The sequence below is a fragment of the Njordella aestuarii genome (assembly GCF_056494165.1).
In genome coordinates, this window is sequence record NZ_CM151397.1 from 3,613,140 (window position 1) to 3,634,076 (window position 20,937).

10 protein-coding genes are annotated in these 20,937 nt (G+C 50.6%); 2 read left to right on the top strand and 8 right to left on the bottom strand.

From position 1 onward, the window contains the following. Positions 1-194: 194 nt before the first annotated feature. From SH451x_RS14490 to SH451x_RS14505, 4 genes are all read right to left on the bottom strand, one after another. Positions 195-947: a polyprenol monophosphomannose synthase gene (locus tag SH451x_RS14490; RefSeq protein ID WP_479357697.1), complete on the bottom strand. Its 753-nt coding sequence runs from the start codon at positions 945-947 to the stop codon at positions 195-197. Positions 948-960: 13 nt separating this feature from the next. Next, positions 961-3,780, bottom strand: a complete 2,820-nt coding sequence (leuS, locus tag SH451x_RS14495) for a leucine--tRNA ligase (RefSeq protein ID WP_479362912.1) — start codon at positions 3,778-3,780, stop codon at positions 961-963. A 135-nt stretch (positions 3,781-3,915) separates the two neighbouring features. Next, entirely contained in the window at positions 3,916-4,977 is a 1,062-nt protein-coding gene (locus tag SH451x_RS14500; RefSeq protein ID WP_479357698.1) for an NAD(P)/FAD-dependent oxidoreductase, read from the bottom strand. Between the two features lie 167 nt (positions 4,978-5,144). Next, positions 5,145-13,823, bottom strand: a complete 8,679-nt coding sequence (locus SH451x_RS14505) for a glycoside hydrolase family 94 protein (RefSeq protein ID WP_479357699.1) — start codon at positions 13,821-13,823, stop codon at positions 5,145-5,147. A 474-nt stretch (positions 13,824-14,297) separates the two neighbouring features. Here SH451x_RS14505 and SH451x_RS14510 point away from each other — a divergent pair, with 474 nt between their 5' ends. Then, on the top strand, positions 14,298-15,575 hold the full coding sequence (locus tag SH451x_RS14510) for a prolipoprotein diacylglyceryl transferase (RefSeq protein ID WP_479357700.1): 1,278 nt from the start codon (positions 14,298-14,300) through the stop codon (positions 15,573-15,575). 371 nt (positions 15,576-15,946) lie between these two features. On the opposite strand, the gene SH451x_RS14515 is transcribed toward SH451x_RS14510, so the two are convergent. Further along, the gene (locus SH451x_RS14515; protein WP_479357701.1) at positions 15,947-16,129 is read right to left on the bottom strand and encodes a hypothetical protein; all 183 of its coding nucleotides are present in this window, start codon (positions 16,127-16,129) and stop codon (positions 15,947-15,949) included. A gap of 170 nt (positions 16,130-16,299) precedes the next feature. Beyond that, on the bottom strand, positions 16,300-16,761 hold the full coding sequence (gene rsfS, locus SH451x_RS14520; protein ID WP_479357702.1) for a ribosome silencing factor: 462 nt from the start codon (positions 16,759-16,761) through the stop codon (positions 16,300-16,302). 271 nt (positions 16,762-17,032) lie between these two features. Here rsfS and bcp point away from each other — a divergent pair, with 271 nt between their 5' ends. After that, positions 17,033-17,503 carry a thioredoxin-dependent thiol peroxidase gene (gene bcp / locus SH451x_RS14525; RefSeq protein WP_479357703.1) on the top strand — a complete coding sequence of 157 codons (471 nt, stop codon included), beginning with the start codon at positions 17,033-17,035 and terminating at the stop codon, positions 17,501-17,503. On the opposite strand, the gene SH451x_RS14530 is transcribed toward bcp, so the two are convergent. After that, positions 17,504-19,849 (bottom strand): ABC transporter permease, encoded by a 2,346-nt coding sequence (locus SH451x_RS14530; protein WP_479357704.1) that lies wholly within the window; start codon positions 19,847-19,849, stop codon positions 17,504-17,506. Continuing rightward, positions 19,849-20,928 carry an ABC transporter ATP-binding protein gene (locus tag SH451x_RS14535; RefSeq protein WP_479357705.1) on the bottom strand — a complete coding sequence of 360 codons (1,080 nt, stop codon included), beginning with the start codon at positions 20,926-20,928 and terminating at the stop codon, positions 19,849-19,851. The genes SH451x_RS14530 and SH451x_RS14535 overlap by 1 nt, the downstream gene beginning before the upstream one ends. Between the last annotated feature and the right edge of the window lie 9 nt (positions 20,929-20,937).

Here is a 20,937-nt window from a genome sequence, read left to right on the forward strand (position 1 = left end):
TTACGCCAAAAAACTTGAATACATAGTACGACTGTCCGCCTTAGTCATAGGTATATGGTAATGCTACCAAGCTCTCGAAGAAGCAAGATTTTGGCTGGGCGACGATATGACGCACATGCGAAATTGCCGTCAAAGACTGTCGGGGCCGACATCACAACGACTGTGCGTAAGAGATGGTCGGAAGTCACGTACGTCTATCGGTTCAAACGAAATCGCGACAAACGCAGTAAGGTCTTCAATGTGCCCCAACCTTCTTGCAGAGAAATCTTTGATTTGCCTTTCTCGCGTTCCAAATAGACAATCGGAAACTCTCGAATGACTCCGCCGTTCTTCCATATCTTCCAAAGGATTTCTTCCAGAAACCCGTAACTGGCATTATCAATTTTATTCAACTCTAGCGACTGCAGGGCCTGAACTTTATAACATCGGTAAGCCGACGAGCAATCGCGGACACTCCAACCGATCAAGGTTCGAGCTAGCAGATTGACAGTTCGTGACACTAACACACGCTTCCAACTGCAGTTCTCGAGCCCGCCGCCCTCAACGTATCTGGAACCAATCACCAAATCGGCGGTCTCCTCGCTGTTCACTCGGCTAGCCTCAATCAACTTCGGCATAACAGTTGGGTCGTGGCTCAGATCTGCATCGAGGTTTACGCACAGGCGATAACCATGTTGAACTGCGTAACTCAATCCATCACGAATCGCAGTCCCCAGCCCAAGCTTTGCGCCGCGGTTTACGACCTTGAGCGTCGGAAAACGCTCGGCATTCGCTGATAGCCAAGGATAAGTATTGTCCTGCGAACCATCGTCGACCAACAGCATGTCTACTCCGGGGCAGGTCGCCTGAATAGTCGAGAATAGCTTCGGCAAGTTTTCGCCTTCGTTATAGGCGCAGACTAAGACTAGAACTCCGCTATACAAACTCGCTGTCGGCGCATCGTACAATTGAAACCTTTTATTATTTAATGACTAGGTTTACCATGCGGCCTGGAATGACTACTTTTTTGACAACAGTTTTTCCAGTTAGCAATTCTACAATGCGAGGGTCTTCCATCGCCTGTAACTCCATTGCCGCGGCATCGGCTGCCGCATCCACCATCATCTTGGCACGTACTTTACCATTGACCTGAATAGGTATCTCAATCTGTTCTTCTAGAATCGCGGACTCGTCAAACTGTGGCCAGGGTTCATAAGCCAAGGTTTCTTTACGCCCCAATACTCTCCAGAGCTCTTCAGCAATATGTGGCGCGAATGGTGATAACAAAAGAACGAGCGATTCCATCGCGGCACGAGGACGTTCGGTTTGTTTAGTAAAAAAATTCACCGTTTCCATCATTCTCGCAATCGCCGTATTGAAGCTCAAGTTGGCAATGTCACGCGTAACTGACTGAATAGCTGTGTGGACGGCACGCGCTTCATCTTTGTTGCAATCGCGATCAACGATAGTGGAATTCAACTCGACAACTTCGCTGCGTTCGTCGACCAAAAGCCGCCAAAATCGATCCAAGAAATTTCGAACACCACTAACGCCGTTCATACTCCACGGCTTGGTAGCTTCCAGCGGTCCCATAAACATTTCGTACAACCGCAGCGCATCGGCGCCATACTGACGAACAACTTCGTCGGGATTCACAACATTGCCGCGACTCTTGCTCATCTTGAAAGATCGTGCATCGACTTTCACCCCCGCGTTTGCGGTCATAACAAATGCATCGCCTTGTTTGACAACTTCCGACTCACTCAACGAGACCAACTTGAGATCCATGCCCGACTTGAAATGCTTAAAGGTTCCGTCATCAAGCTTCTCTACTTCGTTGCTTGGATAACTCAGCCCGGCGTCATCTTGGTAAACCGTATATTCCACTTCCCCAAGAATCATTCCTTGGTTTACCAGCTTTCGAAAGGGCTCCGCTTCCGTCACAACACCGCGGTCATACAACACTTTGTGCCAGAATCTGGAATACATTAAATGCAATACAGCGTGCTCTGCTCCGCCGACGTATAGATCAATCGGCATCCACGCCTTTTCCTTTTCGGGATCAATGATTTGATCGGAGTTTCGCGGATCGATATATCGTAAATAATACCAGCAAGAGCCTGCCCATTGAGGCATTGTATTTGTTTCGCGTTGATAGCGTTTGCCATCAATGGAAACATACAGCCAGTCATCGTCGGCTTTCATGAGTGGCGGTTCAGGTCGACCGTGTGGTTTGAAGTCTTCCAATTCCGGCAAATCGACCGGCAACTGATCTAAATCAACCATCCGGCGTAAGCCCGTTGGTGTCCCGTTCTGATCCAATTCGTGCAAGATTGGGAACGGCTCACCCCAGAATCGCTGCCGAGAGAATAACCAGTCTCGCAGCTTTGTATTCGATGCAACACGTCCCATCCCGCTGCAAGTCAGTTGCTCTGCAATCTCTTGTTTGACGACCGCTGTTGGAAGGCCATCAAACCGACCGCTCGCCATTGCGATGCCTTCTCCCGAAAAACACTCGCCTGCAGTAACGGCTTGGTCATCGGCGGGCCTAACAACTGTTATCACCGGAAGACCAAAGGCCTGTGCGAACTCAAAGTCGCGATCGTCATGCGCTGGAACGGCCATAATTGCTCCGGTGCCGTAGCCAGCTAGCACGTAGTCGGCAATCCAGACTGGAACTTTCGCTTGATTAACCGGATTGATCGCATACGAGCCCGTAAAGACTCCCGTCTTCTTGCGATTGCCTTCCGTGCGATCGCGGTCACTCTTGAAGGACGCTGCTTCGACGTATTGCTTGACAGCGGCGCGTTGTTCTTCAGTCGTGAGCTTTTCAACCATACGATGCTCCGGAGACACAACCATATAGGTCGCTCCGAAAAGAGTATCGGGACGCGTCGTGTAAACTCGCAACGCATCACTTGTTTGGTCATCCGGAAATCCAGAGTTAGCTCGCAGCGTTTTCCATTTCTCGAAACCGTCAGTCGGCCCACAGTAGAAGTCGACTTCAGCCCCTTTACTCCGTCCAATCCAGTCTTGCTGCAGTTTCTTGATACCGATTGGCCAGTCTAGAGACTCGAGGTCGTCCAACAGTCGGTCGGCATAAGCCGTGATTCGGAGCATCCATTGGCGAAGCGGAATGCGTTGCACCGGATGCCCTCCAACTTCGCTCCGGCCATCGACAACCTCTTCGTTGGCAAGCACCGTCCCAAGCTTCGGACACCAGTTCACTAACGCATCTTCTTGATAAGCCAGCCTGTGTTTATCCTGGTAGCGACGCACTTCATCATCGCCTTTGGATAATACTTCAGCCGGAATCGGCAACTCACTGATCGGGCGTCCTCGCTGCTCTTTCGCATCGAACCAAGTGTCATAGATCAGCAAAAAGATCCATTGCGTCCAGCGGAAATATTCGCGATCGGTCGTGGCGATTTTTCTCGACCAATCGTATGAGAACCCCAGCATCTTGAGCTGTCGCGTGAAGTTCTCGATATTGGACTCGGTACTCTCGCGCGGAGGCGTGTTTGTCCGGATTGCGTGCTCTTCCGCCGGCAGTCCAAACGCATCGTAACCCATGGGATGCAAAACAGTCTTGCCCTGCATCCTTGCCGTACGACAAACAATGTCGGTCGCAGTGTAACCCTCCGGATGACCGACATGCAATCCAGCACCACTGGGGTAAGGAAACATGTCTAAGACATATAGCTTTTCGCCTTGAGGCATGTCAGGGCAGCGGAAAGTCTGGTTTTCGTCCCAAAACTTTTGCCATTTGGGTTCGATATCGGAAGGGTTATAGCGAGGCATTTCAGCGATTTCTAAGTTGATTCGGTACTCAACATAGTCCATACCCATCATGATTATGGACTATGTCGAAAGCTTTACGAGTTACGCATGGGCAACATTGTCACGGGCGTTTGAGCGGGACCATTCTGCGGGCACTTAGTGGATGTTTTGTGCTGCAAGATAGCGTTCTGCATCTAGTGCAGCCATACATCCCGTGCCGGACGAAGTGATCGCTTGCCGGTAATAGTCATCTGAAACATCGCCCGCCGAGAAGACACCTTCAACGCTGGTGTATGTTCGGTGAGGCGTTGTCCAATTAATGTAACCTTCGGAGTTCAACTCCACCTGTCCTTTGAGAAACAAAGTGTTGGGCGTGTGTCCAATCGCCAAGAACAGACCGCCAATCGCTAACTCTTTTGTCCCGTTCGTTTGATTGTTCTTGAGCCGCAGCGCGTTAACGCCCTTCTTCTCTTCGCCTAAGACCTCTTCGACTTCATGGTTCCAGAGGACTTCAATCTTACTATTGGTAATCGCTCGTTCCTGCATGACCTTGCTTGCGCGAAATTCATGACGTCGCACGATCATATAGACTTTGGATGCGTATTTAGAAAGATAGGTCGCTTCTTCGATTGCAGAATCGCCGCCGCCTACTACAGCCAAAGGCTGGTTGCGGAACCGAGGCAGAGCGCCGTCGCATACGGCACAAGCGCTTACGCCGCGATTACGGTACATTTCTTCACTTGGCAGACCGAGATAATTCGCTCTCGCTCCAGTCGCAATGATTACAGTGTGCGTCTGAAATTCACCATGCTCCAGAGTCGTTAGCGTATAGGGCTTTTTCTTGAAATCGACCGACACGACGTCATCAGTAATAATGCGCGTCCCAAAATTCTTGGCTTGCTGACGCATCAACTCCATCAATTCCGGACCCGTTACCGCATGCGATTCTTCCTCGATCGGCGGCATCATCATGATGCGGTCCTGCGGCAAAGCAGTCTCGAGAAAGTGCTTTAGTTGGCCACTAGGAAAGCCCGCGTAGTTCTCGACCTCCGTGGTCTGAGCCAGCTGACCAAGCGGCAATGTCCCTTGAAGCCGGTTCTCCTCGGTGATCGCCCCTTCGAAAAGTAGCGGCTCGATATTCGCCCGAGCTGCATAAATGGCGGCCGACCAACCAGCGGGACCGCTGCCGATGATAATACATTTCTCGACTTTGCTCATGAATTCCGTGCAAATCTTAAGTAAAAGAGGACTATGGATAAATATGGCATCTCGGCCATCACTTCAATTTAGAAGCCTGGCCAGGGGATCAGCTTTGCTAATTCGACATTTTGCCCTGAATGAGCAGTTTCGTCGACCCGTCCAGGTACGATCCTGCCACGACCAAACTAAAAGAGCACCACAATTTTCTCCCCATCCTGAACTGCGCTCAGGTCAATACGCTCTCCAGCTTGAAATTCATTCGCGGTCGGATTCGCAGTTTCCCGGCCTACCGATCGCCTACACGTTACCTCGATCGTTTTCGCTTCGAGATTTACTTGAACCTGGAATTCATTCCAGTTAGCCGGAACACAGGGGGAAACGACAATTACGCTGCCTTCCTTGCAAATGCCTAACATAGACTCGATCGCGAGCCGGTACATCCAGCCGGCTGCACCTGTATACCAAGACCAACCGCCGCGTCCGACGTGATCGGGATTGGAGTAAATGTCGGCGGCCATCACATAAGGCTCCAACTTATATCGGTTTGCTGTCCCAGGCTCACTCGAATGTGTAATCGGATTTAGGTAGCCAAATAACTTCATCGCCAGATCGCCTTTACCAAGCTTCGTAGCCGCTTGAGCCAGCCACACGGCAGCGTGAGTGTACTGACCGCCGTTTTCGCGAATACCGGGTAAGTAACCATTGATATAGCCCGGATCAGGCCTACTTCGATCAAATGGAGGCTGGAACAAGAGTATCATCTTGTTCTCATCGTCAACCAATTGACTGACCGCTGCATCGAAAGCATGCTCAGCTCGACCGCGTTGGTTCCCGACCATGACTGCCCAGGATTGGGCCAGCGAATCAATGCGACATACATCGTTCTCCTTAGCTCCTAAGGGGGTTCCATCGTCAAAAAACGCCCTCAAATACCAGTCACCATCCCAAGCTGATGACTCAATCGATTGCCGCAATTTGGCTGCCGCCTTACGATACGAAGCACTCTTGCCCTTGCATTCGTTATCTTCAAGAACCGCACTGAAGTCTTCCAGAATTTGCAACAAAAACCAACCAACCCATACGCTTTCACCCGCGCCACCCGCTCCGACGCGATTCATGCCGTCATTCCAGTCGCCACAGCCCATCAACGGCAAGCCGTGTGATCCAAACTGTAAAGAGTGATCGATCGCCAAAATACAATGCTCTAGCACGGAAGCCTGTTCGGTTGTACTCTCGGGAAGCTCATAACGCTCAAGTTCATCATCACGTAACTTGACAGACGTAACAAAGCTGGCCATCTCCCTCCATATTGATTGATCGCCGGTGACGCGAGCATAGTGCATGATGGCAAACGGCAAAAACAACAGATCGTCCGAAAACCGCGTGCGGGTCCCTCGCCCAACGGGTGGATGCCACCAATGTTGTACGTCGCCTTCCCGAAACTGACGCGAGGCGGCTAAGAGCAGATGCTGTCGAGCTAACTCTGGAACACTGTAAACGGCAGCCATCGCGTCCTGAAGCTGATCGCGAAAACCGAAAGCACCACCACTTTGGTAGAATGCAGAACGTCCCAACATCCGGCATGCGATTGTCTGGTATAGCAACCAATCGTTGACCAAACGATCGAATGAACGGTCGGGTGTGGAAACAACGAAGGGTTGAGACCTGCGCAACCAAGTTTTCGTAGTCCGTTCAAACGATTCTTGGATCAGTTCGGCAGTTTCGAACTGCGACAACATCCCTTCAAATTGTAGATCACTATCCGCCACACCAAAGACAACCGTAAAAACCTTCTCAACTCCAGGGGCAATCTCTCCGTGGCTTCTAACGGCGCCACATGAATCCAGCCCAGCCCCTAATTTGCCGTCCAACGTTTGCAATTGCATCGCGAAGGGAGTTCGCCCGCCATCGTTGCTAAAACTAAAAACACGTCGGTCTCCGGTGCATGAAAACGAATCGCCACTTGCGAAAAGGTAGGCCGTCGATCGTGCGAACTCCTCATGTGCACTGTTTCGCATTGCCATAAAGTTGTGATCATTACTTGCGTGCGTCACCAACGACAGGCTCGTTTTGTCGCGTGAGACTCCCATGACCAAGTTTGCGAAATACGTCATCGAAACGCTCCGCACGCGATCTGTACCATTCTTGATCTTTACACGGATCAACTTTAATGGTTTATCGATGTCGATCCAAACATCTGTTATGCAGCTTAGTCCATGGTGACTGGATTTGAACGTTGCAACTCCGGGTTGATAGACGACGGTATGCGTATCTTCGAGTGGCGAAAACACTGAAAAATCTTCATCGTCGCGGATCCACATCCGCTCCCCTTTAGCATCAATCACGGGGTCATTGCACCATGAAGTCAGCTTGAATTCGCGACTGTTTCCGAACCAAGTGTAACCACCACCAGACTCTGTCACTAACGTGCCGAATGTCGAATTTGCCAGCACGTGCGCCCAAGGCGCGGGCGTTGGCAAGACGTTTGATCGGTCGATTTCATATCCGGCTTTATCTTGAGGAAAATGTCCCCAACCGTTATCGAAACTAGTAGACGATACCGGAGTTTTTCTTGGCAACAGACCTGACAGCAATTCGATCTCCTGACTGGTCTTTCGCTCTTCGTTTTTGCGGCTGACGATCGCGTCCACTGTGCGTCGTTCTGCGCTAGCAAAATCGCGTAAGTCATTCCGTTCGGCTATCATAGCCGATTCGATATGCGCCACGAGCGAACCATCGGCCGCATTGATGCAGACGCTCGACAGAGTCTGTAGTAACGTCCGCGTTGCATCGTTGAGCGCACTCTTCGCTACGATATATATTTGGCCATCACGCTGCTCCGTACGAGCATACTTTGCCAAATATCCGCTTAGCATGTCGTATACTTCGTCGGAGTAGCTTCCAGCATTCTCATTTACCAGCACCAAGTCAAAGCGCAAACCCATCGAACAAAGATAAGAGTGTGCGCGGCACACGTCCGCCACCACCGATTTTTCGTCTGTGTTGGACACAAAGACGCACATCAGCGGCAAATCACCCGAAATCCCGAACTGCCATAGCCCGCTTTGCCCCATCCTGTTGGAAATCAGGACAGTTTCGGGCGCCCGCATCGCAGTACTTGGAAACAAAAGATAGGAACCGAGTCGCTGATACAGGTGAGATTGCCTGGAGTTGATGCGCAGCCCTTTCAGCTCAGCTGGGTAGAATGCCCAGGCTAGCTCAAACGCTCGTTGGGCAGCCTTCGAGTCGCTGTAAAGCGAAACCAAACTGTCCAATTCCGATTTTTCGGCTGCTGCCACTGTCGTCAAAGTCAGGTTAACTGTTTGTCCAGCAGGTATATGCGTACTAATCCTGAAAGCAAACACCGGATCCAAGACCGCTCCGACAGTATCTCCTAACGAATCTGCTTGGTTAGAGATTGGATCGTCCAATCCGCGCAGCCTACCGATGAATTTTTCACGCGATGTCTCATGGCTTAACACTACGTCTCGTTGACTGTCATGAGTCAAGATCTGCGCGGCCCACGTTCCCGGCGACTCTATTTCTCGTGGTCGACGATAAGCGTAGATCGCAGGCAATTCCTCATACTTCCCAGTCTCAACGAACAATTTTTGAAACGCTGGATGTGCGATGTCAGCGGCCTGTGATGCCAGCACAACTTCGCAGTAGGATGTGACGTCAATCTTGCGATCGCGATCAGAGTGATTCGTTACTCGAATCCTACGAACCTCGGCGTCATTCTCGGGCGAAACTGTTACATCTACCGCGACTTCAATATTCTCATGTCTACTATGAAATTCGGCTTTATCCACGGCGAACGACGCAGACTGTTCGGCTGCGACATGCCCTAGCGGCTGATAGGTCGCGGACCAGTTCGTCCCCGTATCTACGTCGCGGATGTATATAAAGGTGCCTTGTACCCCGTCGAATGTATCGGACCGCCAACGCGTGATCATCAGGTCCTTCCACTGGCTATAACCGCAACCAGCATGGGTTAACATGAGATTATAACGACCGTTGCCAAGGACCATTGTGCGCGGCCTGAGCGTATTGAGATGCTCAAACCTTCGCACCACAACCGATTCGTCCGCAGGCGCGGGAGTAACATCCTCCCAATTTTGCATTACGTCATCTGTACGCGGAATCGTGGTAGGGTACTTCTCTTGTAACAACAGTTCACATGATCGTGCAATCCTGTGTTGTGAGAACCGTTCCTGCATCACGCCTGCACACAAGCAATTGGTAATCGCCAAAATGCTCATTCCATGGTGATGCGCCATGTAGTTGCGTACGAGAATGTGTTGCTGGTCAGTCGGCACACGACTAGGAGTAAAATCGACTGCGTCGTAGAATCCCCAAACGCCCAACGCTCCCATCGCTTCGAGCGTTCGCAAGTTACTCGTGGCTTCGACGGGCACTAATTCAACCGCCATCAAGCTTGCGTAGGGCGCAACGACTAGATCTTTGGCCAGACCACGCTTGAGCCCCAAGCCAGGGACGCCAAACGACTGGTACTGATAATCGCCGTTTGAGTTGATGGCACAATAAGCGGACTCGGAAATCCCCCATGGAATCTTACGTTGTCGCGCATATTCTTGCTGCCTGCGGATCGCGGCTATCGCAGTTTCAGTCAACAGCGATTTTTCGAAATGCTTCTGCAGTAACGGCGGCATCAAGTATTCGAACATTGTTCCGCCCCAAGACACCAGCGCTACTGACCCCGCCACGTGCGTGGATTGGCGCCCCAGGCGAAACCAATGGCTAGCTGGAACATCGCCTTTACCGATCGCGACATAGCTTCCCAGCCTTGATTCGGATGCAAGCATGTCGTAATGGCTGCGATCTTTACGTTCCGTTTCGACGTTGAATCCGATCGTAAGCAGCTTGCGTTTCCGGTTGAACAGGAACTTAAAGTCCATGCAATTCACGGTTTGCTCCGCTTCCGCTGCCATTCGGCGACTTGCGTCCAACATCGCGCGCAATTGCTGAACAACTTCTTGAAGTTCGGTTAGACGCGAACCCCGAAGCGACTTCGCCTGCTTGTCGCATGCGTCCAAAGCGCTCTGAATAGAAACCGGCGTTTTCGTTTCGTCGATCGAAATCCCCAGGTCCAGGATCGTTCGCAATACCCCGAAGTCTTTCGCAAATCCGTTCACGACAGAACGTAGTATTTCAAACTTCTGTCGCAACCAATCGTAAAGCATTCGATCTTGGATCTCCTGCATGATCGGAAAAATCTTGGAATCGAACTCCGAAAGAAGCTTTTCGAAATCATCCAAGCGGTCAAGTCCATATGGTCTTTTCCTGGCCTCTTGCATCTCATCTTCGATGACGTTGCTTAACGCGAACAGCGACTTAATCCGTCCCTGACACAATTCCGTTTCGTGCAGCAGAACTTTGAACCGTTCCCGCTGTTCCGAGCTCTGCGATTCGACTGTTCCATAGGAAAGTTTTTGCAAGTCCTCGCCGAAACATTCCAGAGTGTCGAGTAAACCGATAGGAATCTGATTCGACAAGATAGGCTCGCTTCCAATAGCCTGTAAAGCCGAGTGCCATGCGAGCAAACAAGCTGCCAAGTTGCCACTGTCTACTGTCGAAATGTAGCGCGGTGGTAGTGGCCGGAGGTCTGTCGTGTCATACCAGTTGTAAAAATGCCCAAAATGAGTTTCTAACTTGGACCAGTTCGCCCAGTTTTTCTCCCACAAAGGGATCAACTGTGTCATCGATATGAAACCAAGGTCTCGTGCGGCCATAGCGGACAACAAAAACAACCCTTCATTGGTTGGCGAAATCCGAGTTGCAATTCGCAGGTCCGGAAATTCTTGGACGTTGTCCGGCGGCAAGAAATTATAGCGTTCAGTCGCGAACGCTTCGAAGAACGACCATGTCCGTCGTGCAACTCGTCGCAGGTAACTCGCATTCCAATCATCCGAAGCTTCGCGAAAATCAGCTTTTGGTTTCGACATCTGATATGCCACCAATGGCGCAAGGAACCACAGGACCAGCAACGGCAGTGCTGCCACCAAGCTATCCCAGGAAACCAGAACCAACAGCAGTACCGCAATTGCTGGACTTGCCCACATGTACATCGCGGTGCTTGCAAAGGAACCTTTATTTGCCATTTCAACGGCTTGCGCCGTCTGCCATTCCAGGCGATTTTTGTGACTAACATACATTCGAAAAATTGTGCGAACGATCGCATCGAGCATCAAGTGTGCTTTGTGCGCTAAGAACGCGACCTCGAAGAATGCCGCCACTATGTTATGTACGAAACTGCGCACCAGAGCGGCCCAGTGGTCGCCCCACGCAATTTTTGGAGGCCTACGCAGAACTCCATAGAGTGCGTGGAGAATACTAGGCAACACAAAAAGGCTCAGTGCTGCGACGACGCCCCAAGCGGCCAGGGTCGGCACAAACATCCAGACGGCTGCCAGAAAGACTATTATCGAGGGTGCAACCAAAGACCGACGAATGTTGTCGAATATCTTCCATTTTGAAAGGGCATGGATCGGATTTGAGCGTCGTCCGTCGGCCGTCGGCACTTCGCCAAATAGCCATGGTGCGATCTGCCAGTCGCCGCGGACCCAGCGATGATTTCGTTTAGCATCACCTTCATATTTGCTCGGATAACCGTCAAACACTTCGATATCACTTGTCATCGCTACGCGTGTATGGGCACCTTCAATCAAATCGTGCGACAGGATCGCGTTCTCGGGAAAAGCCCCTTGCAAAGCATGCTCGAACGAACGCAAATCATAGATCCCTTTGCCGGTAAAACTTCCCTCGTCGAACAGGTCTTGATAAACGTCGGAAGAAGCCGTTACGTAAGGATTCATACCAGCTCCCCACGAGTGCAATGCTGCAAAATGAGAAGCCATGCGTGATCGCAAATCGATACTAACACGAGGTTGGAGAACGACATAACCACGCTCGATCTTTCTGTCCACCTCATTCCAGACGGGCCTGACTAATGGATGTGCAAGAGTTCCGATGAGCTGGAGTGATGTCCCGTGCGGAAGCTGCGTGTCTGCGTCCAACGTTATGACGAAGGGTTCTGTCATTTTGTCACGAAACGTTTGTAGCTGTTCAAGTGCCCCCAGTGCCAGTACATAGTCTCCATCCGATTCACCCAACAACCAGCGTCCAAACTCCATGAGTTTGCCTCGTTTACGTTCCCACCCCATCCAACGCTCTTCCTGAGGATTGTATTTGCGTGGACGATGTAACAGATAGAAAGGCCCAGCGCCACTGGTTGCGTATCGTTCGTTGAGAAAGTCGATACAATGCCTGGCCTTTTCTAAGATTGCTCCATCTTGAGGCGTGGTTTCTGTTTTTGCATCGGCGAAATCCGTCAAGAGTGCGAATTTCAAACCCGCTATTGAGTTCGAGAGATAGTGATTTTCCAAACGCTGCATCATGATGTCGACTTCCTTTTGCGACCCAAACATGCACGGAATCACTACGATAGTCGGATGCAGAACCGGAACCTGTGTTTCAATTTCTAACTTGGGAAGAACTCGCGGCGGTAGCAGTAGCGTCAGAATCCAGTTTGTAAGCTGTAGCGCCAACTCGCTGGCTGCGATTGCGGCAAACGCGCTTATCACCAGCACGTTGACGATGCCAACCTCCGAGGAAATCATCCAATCGCAATAAAGCGTTAAGCCAACCCACAGGCTCCCCAGCAAACCGAAGTAGGAGGCAAACGGCCTCGCACGCAGAAAGCGAATCAACCTTTCGCGTCTCTTTGGCTCGAATCGCAACTGGTTCTCAAGTAACCCTAACCCATCGTCACACAGCCAATACCCAATATGTGATGATAGTGGTAACTCCTCTGGAGACTTCTTAGCTTCCGAATCGCAAAGCTTGATGACAGCATGCGCTACATCTTCATCCCGAACTCCGGACCGTTTGGCAAGCGTTTCAACGACTGTCCGATATCGGTTGCGTGTTGCCGGATCCATCTGCGAATAGTAGTCAGCAGGATCCCTTCGTAAAATTTGCTCAGCAAGACAGTGGTCTTCAAAGAATGTCGGCCAGTCAATCGCGGACATCAATCGCATACTTGTAATTGTGTTCGCCAACGAAACTTGCGATGAAGCGCTTCGCTGGTGCTCTAGCCGTGCCAAGTCTGTCAGCTTCCAGCCATTGTCGCGCAAAAGTTTGTTAAGCGATGACGTTAGCTCTAACCCAACTTTCTCCGTGGACTTATCGGCGAGATCTGCAATCCATGGGGCCGCCTGCAAAAGCTTGGCCGGTTCCACTTCCAAACGCGACGTTTCCTCGTAACGCTTTACAACTTTCTCAGCGTGCGCATGCGCTTGTTGGGCAACTAACATTTGATCGCCAAGCCGCCGAAGTTGCTCGACTAACGTCAGCCGGAGCATAATTGGAAACGCCCACATTTCGCCAATCGATAACGTCTTTACCTGCTGGTATTCTTGCAGAAAGCTTGAGATCGTGTCTTCATCCAACGCAGCACCAGAGCGGTTCGCAACCTCGTGCGCAATACGATACACATGCGGGTCACCACCAGCCACACGGGGAAGTTCGTCAAGATACCCTGGCGGCAAGTCTTGATCGATCTCCTGAAGCTGCTCTTCGATCACAAAATAGTTGTCGAGAATCCAGTCTGCTTCGGGCGGGACGTATAAACCGCTTCTGACCGAGTTTCGTAGTGATTGGTTGATAAAGCGGATTCGCTCAGCATTCTTTCGGAACCTGCGAATCAGCGCACGTCGATTACGCCGTTCGACGGGCACAATGACATTTTGTTTGGCTAGATGCCTAGCATATTGGCACAGTTGCTCGGAACTAAGGGTTTCAACGTTGTCACTGTTTATGGAATCGTCTACGACGTGGGGCATGGCAAAGAGGAGATCCGGTCGGATAAGCTTTGATACTGCTAGTATTGGCTGTTGTCAGCACAATAAGAGCTTCGATGTTGGGTTCAGGTGCTCGATGTGATTTCAAAGCATACTACGGTTATCAAAATCTGCGAGTCACAAGAGTGAAGTCATACCACGTATGCAACGATTCAAGCTACCAAACCGATGGGCGAAAATAGCACTTCGATAGGTGTGTGGATAGCGAGCAAAAGGGGCTCTTAAGCAGTTACAATGCCATAAAACTCGCTCCTGAACCAGCAAGGATTGTCGCGAATCCCATAGATTTAAACCAGTCCGTAATGCTATAAAGTGTGCCACTTAGCGTGTGGGCTACCAATTGACTTTAAGCACTTTGCTACGGCCTGGTATTCCCCATACGAAATAGATTCGAACGTCAACTTGAGCCTGCACTGCAAGTAGACTCGTTACCAAAACTTTTCACCGGACGTCGTTTTGCGATCAACGCTTTTTTATATTCCGCACCAAATTGGTCCTTTACCGCTTTTTGGTTTCGGCTGGGCCTTGCTCGCTCTGGTGATCGCTTGGATCGTCAGCCAACTTTTGCGCGCTCGCAGACCAAGCGACGCTTCTCAGGAAGGCACAACCTTAATTTCCTGGGGAATTGTGGCTGCGATTATCGCTTTCGCCGTCCCACACCTCGAGTCGTCAATAACTTTCGCTGACGGCAAATCGATTAAGCTGGGCATCCCCGTTCGCGGTTATGGCTTGATGCTTATTGTGGCCATAATCGCAGGTTGTTATTGGTCTTACCAGCGGGGCAAGCGGTTTGGTCTTGGTATCGACGCACTGTTCAGTCTCGCATTTTGGGGAATGATCGGTGGCATTGGTGGTGCAAGACTCTTTTACGTCGTTCAAAAATGGTCTGAATTTGAATCGCCAAATCTAAGTGGCAAATTACTTCAAGCGATGCAGTTTACCGAAGGTGGTTTAGTCGTGTACGGTGGCGTAATTGGCGGTTTACTAGCTACCGGAATTTGGTGCTTTATTCGAAACCGATCATTTTTTCAGCTCGCTGATATCGTCACCCCCGGCTTCTTGATGGGACTTGCGATTGGACGCGTGGGCTGTTTGCTAAATGGTTGTTGCTATGGCGGCGTGTGCGATGTACCGCTACCCGCCATAGTTTTCCCCCCGGGCTCGCCACCCTATACCGACCAACTCTATAACGGACAATTGATTGGAGTCGAGTACAATTCAACTTCGATGGCTCAACGCCAACTCTCGATTGACAAGATCAAGCCGCAAAGCTGGGCTGCTGAGAATATGCTGAGCTCTGGGGATCAGATCGCTTTTACGTCCTATCCGGACACAGAAAACCCGGCAAGTTCACCTGAGGTTGTGGCGAACATTCTGCGGGCCAGCGGTGCTACGCAGCAGCTCCCGCTACCGGCGGCAAGCCTACCCGTCCATCCAAGCCAAATCTATGCTACGATCAACGCTGGCATATTGAGCTTCCTTCTCGCCTCGCTTCCATTTTCTTATCGGCTAAGGGGAACTGTCTTCGGAGCAGCTCTGATTCTATACGGATTCAGCCGCTCGATCGAAGAAATCATCCGTGTGGACGAGCTGGGACAGTTTGGCACAATTTTTAGCATCGGCCAGTGGGTCAGCGCCCTTGGAATTCTTTGTGGCACGATTTTGATCGCATTCCGGCTGCTCGCGAATCGCCAAACAGAAAACAGTCTTTACACCGCCCCGTCAGGAATCTGAAAAAGCGCCCCAGCTTATTCGAATTGAAAGCTCCCAACTGAGTCGAGCTTGTCAACGATGTTAACCGCGACGGGCGATTTTCGGTTCAAGAAGTAATCGGAGAATTTACAGTTAATCGCACTATCATTGGGGTAATCTGAATTCTATAGTGAGACTGTGAGCTATGAAATGGCTCGCACAGCCTCCGGCCGTCATTTCGGCAGAGGGACCATCATTTTGCGTTGGTCTAGATCACCAAAGGGCTCGTACAAGTGTACGCTCGATCTTCACCATTCTCGCAGCGGCTCCAGTTCATGCCGCCAAACGGTCGGAGGATTTTTCTTTTTTTGCTCGAGTGCAGAAGGCTGCAAGGCCCTGCATAGATGCGGCTTTCAGATCAGCCACATAACAACTTGCAAGATCACTGCCACAACCAGCATAAACGCCGTGATCCAGATGATGTTGTGGAGACATTGCTTCCAGATCGATGCCGGCTGCTCATGCCGTGTGGCAGACAATACCAGTGAGACAGCAAGTACTAGCGGGACGTAGTACAACAGGTACGAGGGGCTCATTGGAATCATGGCGATGGCAGTACAGCTAGAACTGAATTAGATGGCAGATCAGAATTAGTCGTATTTTAAACGCAATTCAACATCGCGAAAAGGACACGCGAGCTCAGTAACGTCTTGAGGAGCGCGGAGCAGCTTTATCCACAAGTCGTTTCAGGGCGAGAAAGCTCGATCTAAAAACCGCGTGAAACTGTAGCGCCTGTTTCTTTTAGCACTTCGCTAATATCTACTGGAGCACTGTCGGCCCACAACCCTTCCAAGTCGTAAAACGCTCGGGTCTCTTCGTCAAACAAATGCACGATGACCCCACCGTAATCGAGCACGATCCAGCGACTCTCTTCGTAGCCACTTCGGCTCGCTCGGTCGTCACCATCCTCTCGCAAAACTCGAGCAATGTCATCAGCAACCGCATGCAACTGACGGCGCGAGGTACCGGTAACAATCACAAAGAAATCGAATATCGAAGTCTGTTTTGTCATGTCCAAAACAACGATATCCTGGCCCTTGTTTTCCGCCGCGCATTTCGCAGCCAACATCGCCGTCTGCAGACTTTGTGCTCGCTGTTCCTGAGAGACGCGTGCAACCGTTTCAGTTGAATCTTCGAACACATTGGCGAGTGGGAGGCGATTGGTCATTGGGTCGTAATTTAGTTCCTGAGACAGAGTTATCACAAATGACGTCGCCACGACCGGTCAGGTTCACGTAGCTAGCCAAAGTCAATCGACTGACGAAAAATCGATTGGGACGGCTTTTCAACATCCCTATTATAGTTCTAAACGCAGTTTTCACTACATTTGTGACCGGAATGTCGAAAATGGCAATCCACACTTCGCAATTGCAGTTGTTGTACCAAGATTCCTTCCCGTGTCAGCTCTCTAAACACTTTTTGCAAAAGGATTTTTCCCGATGGCCGATTGGATCGAAGAAGGGGAAGAAGCCCCCGATTTTGAACTTTATGACGATCAAAACGAACTTCGGAAGTTATCCAGCTACTCTGGAAAACCAGTCGTCCTCTATTTTTATCCGCGTGACGATACACCGGGTTGCACAAAAGAAGCGTGCGCATTTCGCGACGCTTCTTCCATTATGAAAAAGCTCGGAGCTGTCGTACTGGGCGTAAGCGGGGACTCTATCGAATCGCATGTCAAGTTTCGCGACAAATACTCGCTTAACTTCCCTTTGCTGGCAGATCCAAACAATGAAGTCTCGACCCTGTACGGCGCTTATCGCGAAAAAAATATGTATGGTAAAAAGTCGATGGGGATCCAACGCAGCACCTTCGTCATCGACAAGAATGGGAAAGTTGCAAAACTATTCAAACGTGTCTCGGTAGACGGACACGATGAACAAGTCATAACCGCACTGAAATCCCTGTAGCTATACGTCTTGCCGGTAAAGATAGATGCAGCTCGCCGTCAACAGCACAGCGATAAATAACGCGTTGGACCAAATCGGTGTCCAAAGATCTACCGCGATCTTGGATTCTTCTAGCTCTTCCGTTTGCTGGCCAAATGAAATCGGATTGTCTTTTGTCAGAACGTGTTGGATCAGTCCATTCACTGCGGATGGCTTGGGGTTAACGACATAGATCGGCCGCACGATAGTCCAATAAATCCACTGCAGCCGTGACCAAACTGGTCGCGCTGCATAACCAACCGAAACGCCTTTGTCGTTCAGCTTCTCGACAACGTTTCCGTTTCGCGCAACAAAAACGTTGCCATCAGGCCCCAACGCCATGGCCGTCAAATCGCAGCTGCTATCAACTAGCCTCGCACTCTTGGCATTTTGATCAGCATGGTACAACGTAGCATCACCTGTCAAAACAAAAAAATCACCAGTATCAGCATCGACACGGATCGTTTGAGGGCTGTTCTCGATCAACGGTGCTGGAAGATCACTCTCCAAACTCAAGTCAGATAAATTGACTCGCCAAGCAATCTCCTCGTCCGTCAAAATGACGCCCCAAGTTTGATTGGCTCCGAGCAGACACAGAACTCCGTCTTTCAAGTCAAGTTCTTTTTGAGCAACTATGTCAAAGCGAGTTGCTCCATCTTCTTCCACCAAATTCATGCGGTAGAGACTCTTCTTTGCCAGCAAAAGAATATCATTCGTTCCCTGAATCGAAGCAAAATCGATCGGTGGCTCAAGTATCAAGTCTGCAGGAGTCAACTGCTTGAAAGCATCGTTCTTCTTTCCAAAAGGAATCCCTATCATGTCGGTAAGCCATGACTTCGGTTTTTGATTTCCAACTGCAGAAAAATCAAGCTGGAAGACGCCTTGTTCACTCGCGACTAAAATAAAATCACCGGCTGATTTTACGCGTCGCGAACGGGACGGCAACTCTGCCAACAAATCGATGCGCTTTTCGCTCGTCAGCGGCAATGTTGGGTCAACCGCAGAGATCGATTCATCAGTTCCTTCGCCTTCCGTATGCAGATCGATTGACTGTAAATTGATTCGATCCGTTTGGATTCCAACGAAGGGATTCCATTCCGGCCTGCCGTAAACAAGCGTTTTTCGTTCCTCAACCCAACATGGCCCAAGAACGCGTCGCATCCGCCCATCACTTTTACCGATCTCGTTCCATTTCTGCTCGGCCTCGTTCCACATCAAAAGCTCTCCGCGGCGACTCGCCCCAACAACATGCTGGTCCACGATTTCGAGCGACGTCAACTGCGGTAGATCAACTGCCCATGTGCGCATCTGCTCGTGGGTAATCCCCATCACAAAACAAACACCCCAAAACAGCGCAACGAATACTATGGATACGATCGCATTCTTCCAGATCAATCCGACGAGCACCGACACGCTATAAAAGATCATGAATACAAATACAAAAATCGGTATGCACCACAGGACGCCGAAGTTCCAAATTTGTAGTCGCCAACCCAACAAGAAATAGAGCCCGACCAGCAGATAGATCACGTTGATTGCAATGAAGCCTACGCCGCCAACAAATTTCGCGATCAATAATCCACTTCGTGAAATAGGCTTGCTTAATAACAGCGACATGGAACCGGGGGCGAACATGTCTGGGATCAAGTTGCTGGTTACCACCACGGCCACTAAAATTCCAATGACTCCCAAGGACAATTGAAGTATGCCCGGCATAATGGCGCCTTCGATAAAGGGCGTCAGTTGATCGCGTGGCACCAGCAGCGGATCACCGATTTTTAATCCGGCGTAACCAACCCAAATCGAATTCCCATCGCTAGTACGCAAGCTAGCGGGAAACGCCAATTCAATCAGCCGCCGATTGACCTTGGCAAGATCTTCTGGATTTAGCGACTCAGTGTTGCCTCCTGAAAGCTCTGCTGCAATCTCATTTAGCTTGCCAGCCGTCGGCCAAGCCTCCTCCGAGTAGAGACTCGAATCTCCCAACGCAGAATTCAGTCCGTCGGCGAGTATGCCCATCCGTACCGGACCCTTGGAAGGATCGGCTGCGACTTCTTGTAGATGCTTTTTGGCTTGTTGATCGATTCGATCCCACACACGCTGCTGTTTGAGATCCCCACCCCCAGCTTCTGCCGCAAGAAGTTCACGAGCCAACCGGTCGCGATTAACAATACTTTCCGAGACGAAATCAAAATGGCTTCCCGTCACCCAACCAAATGGAGCCAAGGCGGCCAGCATGATGGTCCAGCCGACGATGAGAATCCAGAGCACTCTAGATTTGATCGCTTCGTAAAACGAATCGTAAATAACTGCAAAGTATGGACCCATTAACTTGCCTGCCTCGCCTGTTCACTCTCAGATTGTTGCACGAAATGCAAGAAGACCTGTTCGAGACTAGGCTGCCGCCTCGCCATATTGATGATGCTCAAGCCGCTCGCCCGCAGAAGGTCTACTAGTCGATCGACGTCAGCCTGCTCATTGCTCGCCAGCTTCAGCTGCCAACTAAGGTCGCCGTTCGCAGATTCGTCCTTTGCCATGACCGTTGGCGAATCGCCAGTGGAAGCAATACCGTTTGATCGCGGTCCGTCGACTTTCATACGTTGATACTCGAACGTCGGAGCACCATACTCCATTTGCACTTGAGTAAGCTGCGGCTCTTTCCCGTACGCTTCGATATAGGTGACAGCGACTTGATCTGCATTCAGCTTGACTAACAATTCGTCGATCGTTCCATCAGCCAAAACCGCCCCTTTGGCCATGATGGCAAACTGATCACACATCTGTTCGACTTCTTGCAAGATGTGGCTATTTACAAAGATCGTTTTTCCCGCATCGCGCAAGCGTTCAATACACTGCCGGATATGATGGCGACCGAGAGGATCCAAACCATCGGTCGGTTCGTCTAAGAAGAGCAACTCTGGCTCGTGCAAGAGAGCTTGCGCAAGCCCCAAACGCTGCTTCATGCCCTTCGAATAAGTGCGCACGAGCTCATTCTCACGTCCCCGCAGTCCCACCAACTCCATCAATTCGGGAATTCGAGCATGAATTTGGCTGTCCCGCATACGTGATAATCGCCCCAAAAAATACAGCGACGTCACTGCGGTATGGTGTCGGGCGACGTGGAAATGCTCCGGTAGATAGCCAATCTTTTGACGGACAGACTGCCGCCAATTTGGCTCGTTAAATAGTTTGGCACTGCCCTGGTTCGGTCGAATGATCCCCAAAAGGATCTTAACGAGCGTCGTTTTCCCCGCTCCATTTGGACCCAGCAGTCCAAATATTTGCCCACGACTCACTCTCAGGTTGATCCCTTTGAGCGCATGAACTCGGCTGCGAAAAATTAAGCCACTGCGATAGGTTTTGGCTAAATCCTGTACTTCGATTACTGAACTACTAGTCGAATCCATCTACAGTCG

What these genes read in the sequence shown, in the direction of transcription:
- leuS (WP_479362912.1), bottom strand. Translation starts at nt 3,780, where the DNA reads ATGCCTCGCTATAACCCTTCCGATATCGAACCCAAATGGCAAAAGTTT.
- SH451x_RS14500 (WP_479357698.1), bottom strand. Translation starts at nt 4,977, where the DNA reads ATGAGCAAAGTCGAGAAATGTATTATCATCGGCAGCGGTCCCGCTGGT.
- SH451x_RS14505 (WP_479357699.1), bottom strand. Translation starts at nt 13,823, where the DNA reads ATGCCCCACGTCGTAGACGATTCCATAAACAGTGACAACGTTGAAACC.
- SH451x_RS14515 (WP_479357701.1), bottom strand. Translation starts at nt 16,129, where the DNA reads ATGAGCCCCTCGTACCTGTTGTACTACGTCCCGCTAGTACTTGCTGTC.
- rsfS (WP_479357702.1), bottom strand. Translation starts at nt 16,761, where the DNA reads ATGACCAATCGCCTCCCACTCGCCAATGTGTTCGAAGATTCAACTGAA.
- bcp (WP_479357703.1), top strand. Translation starts at nt 17,033, where the DNA reads ATGGCCGATTGGATCGAAGAAGGGGAAGAAGCCCCCGATTTTGAACTT.
- SH451x_RS14530 (WP_479357704.1), bottom strand. Translation starts at nt 19,849, where the DNA reads ATGGGTCCATACTTTGCAGTTATTTACGATTCGTTTTACGAAGCGATC.
- SH451x_RS14535 (WP_479357705.1), bottom strand. Translation starts at nt 20,928, where the DNA reads ATGGATTCGACTAGTAGTTCAGTAATCGAAGTACAGGATTTAGCCAAA.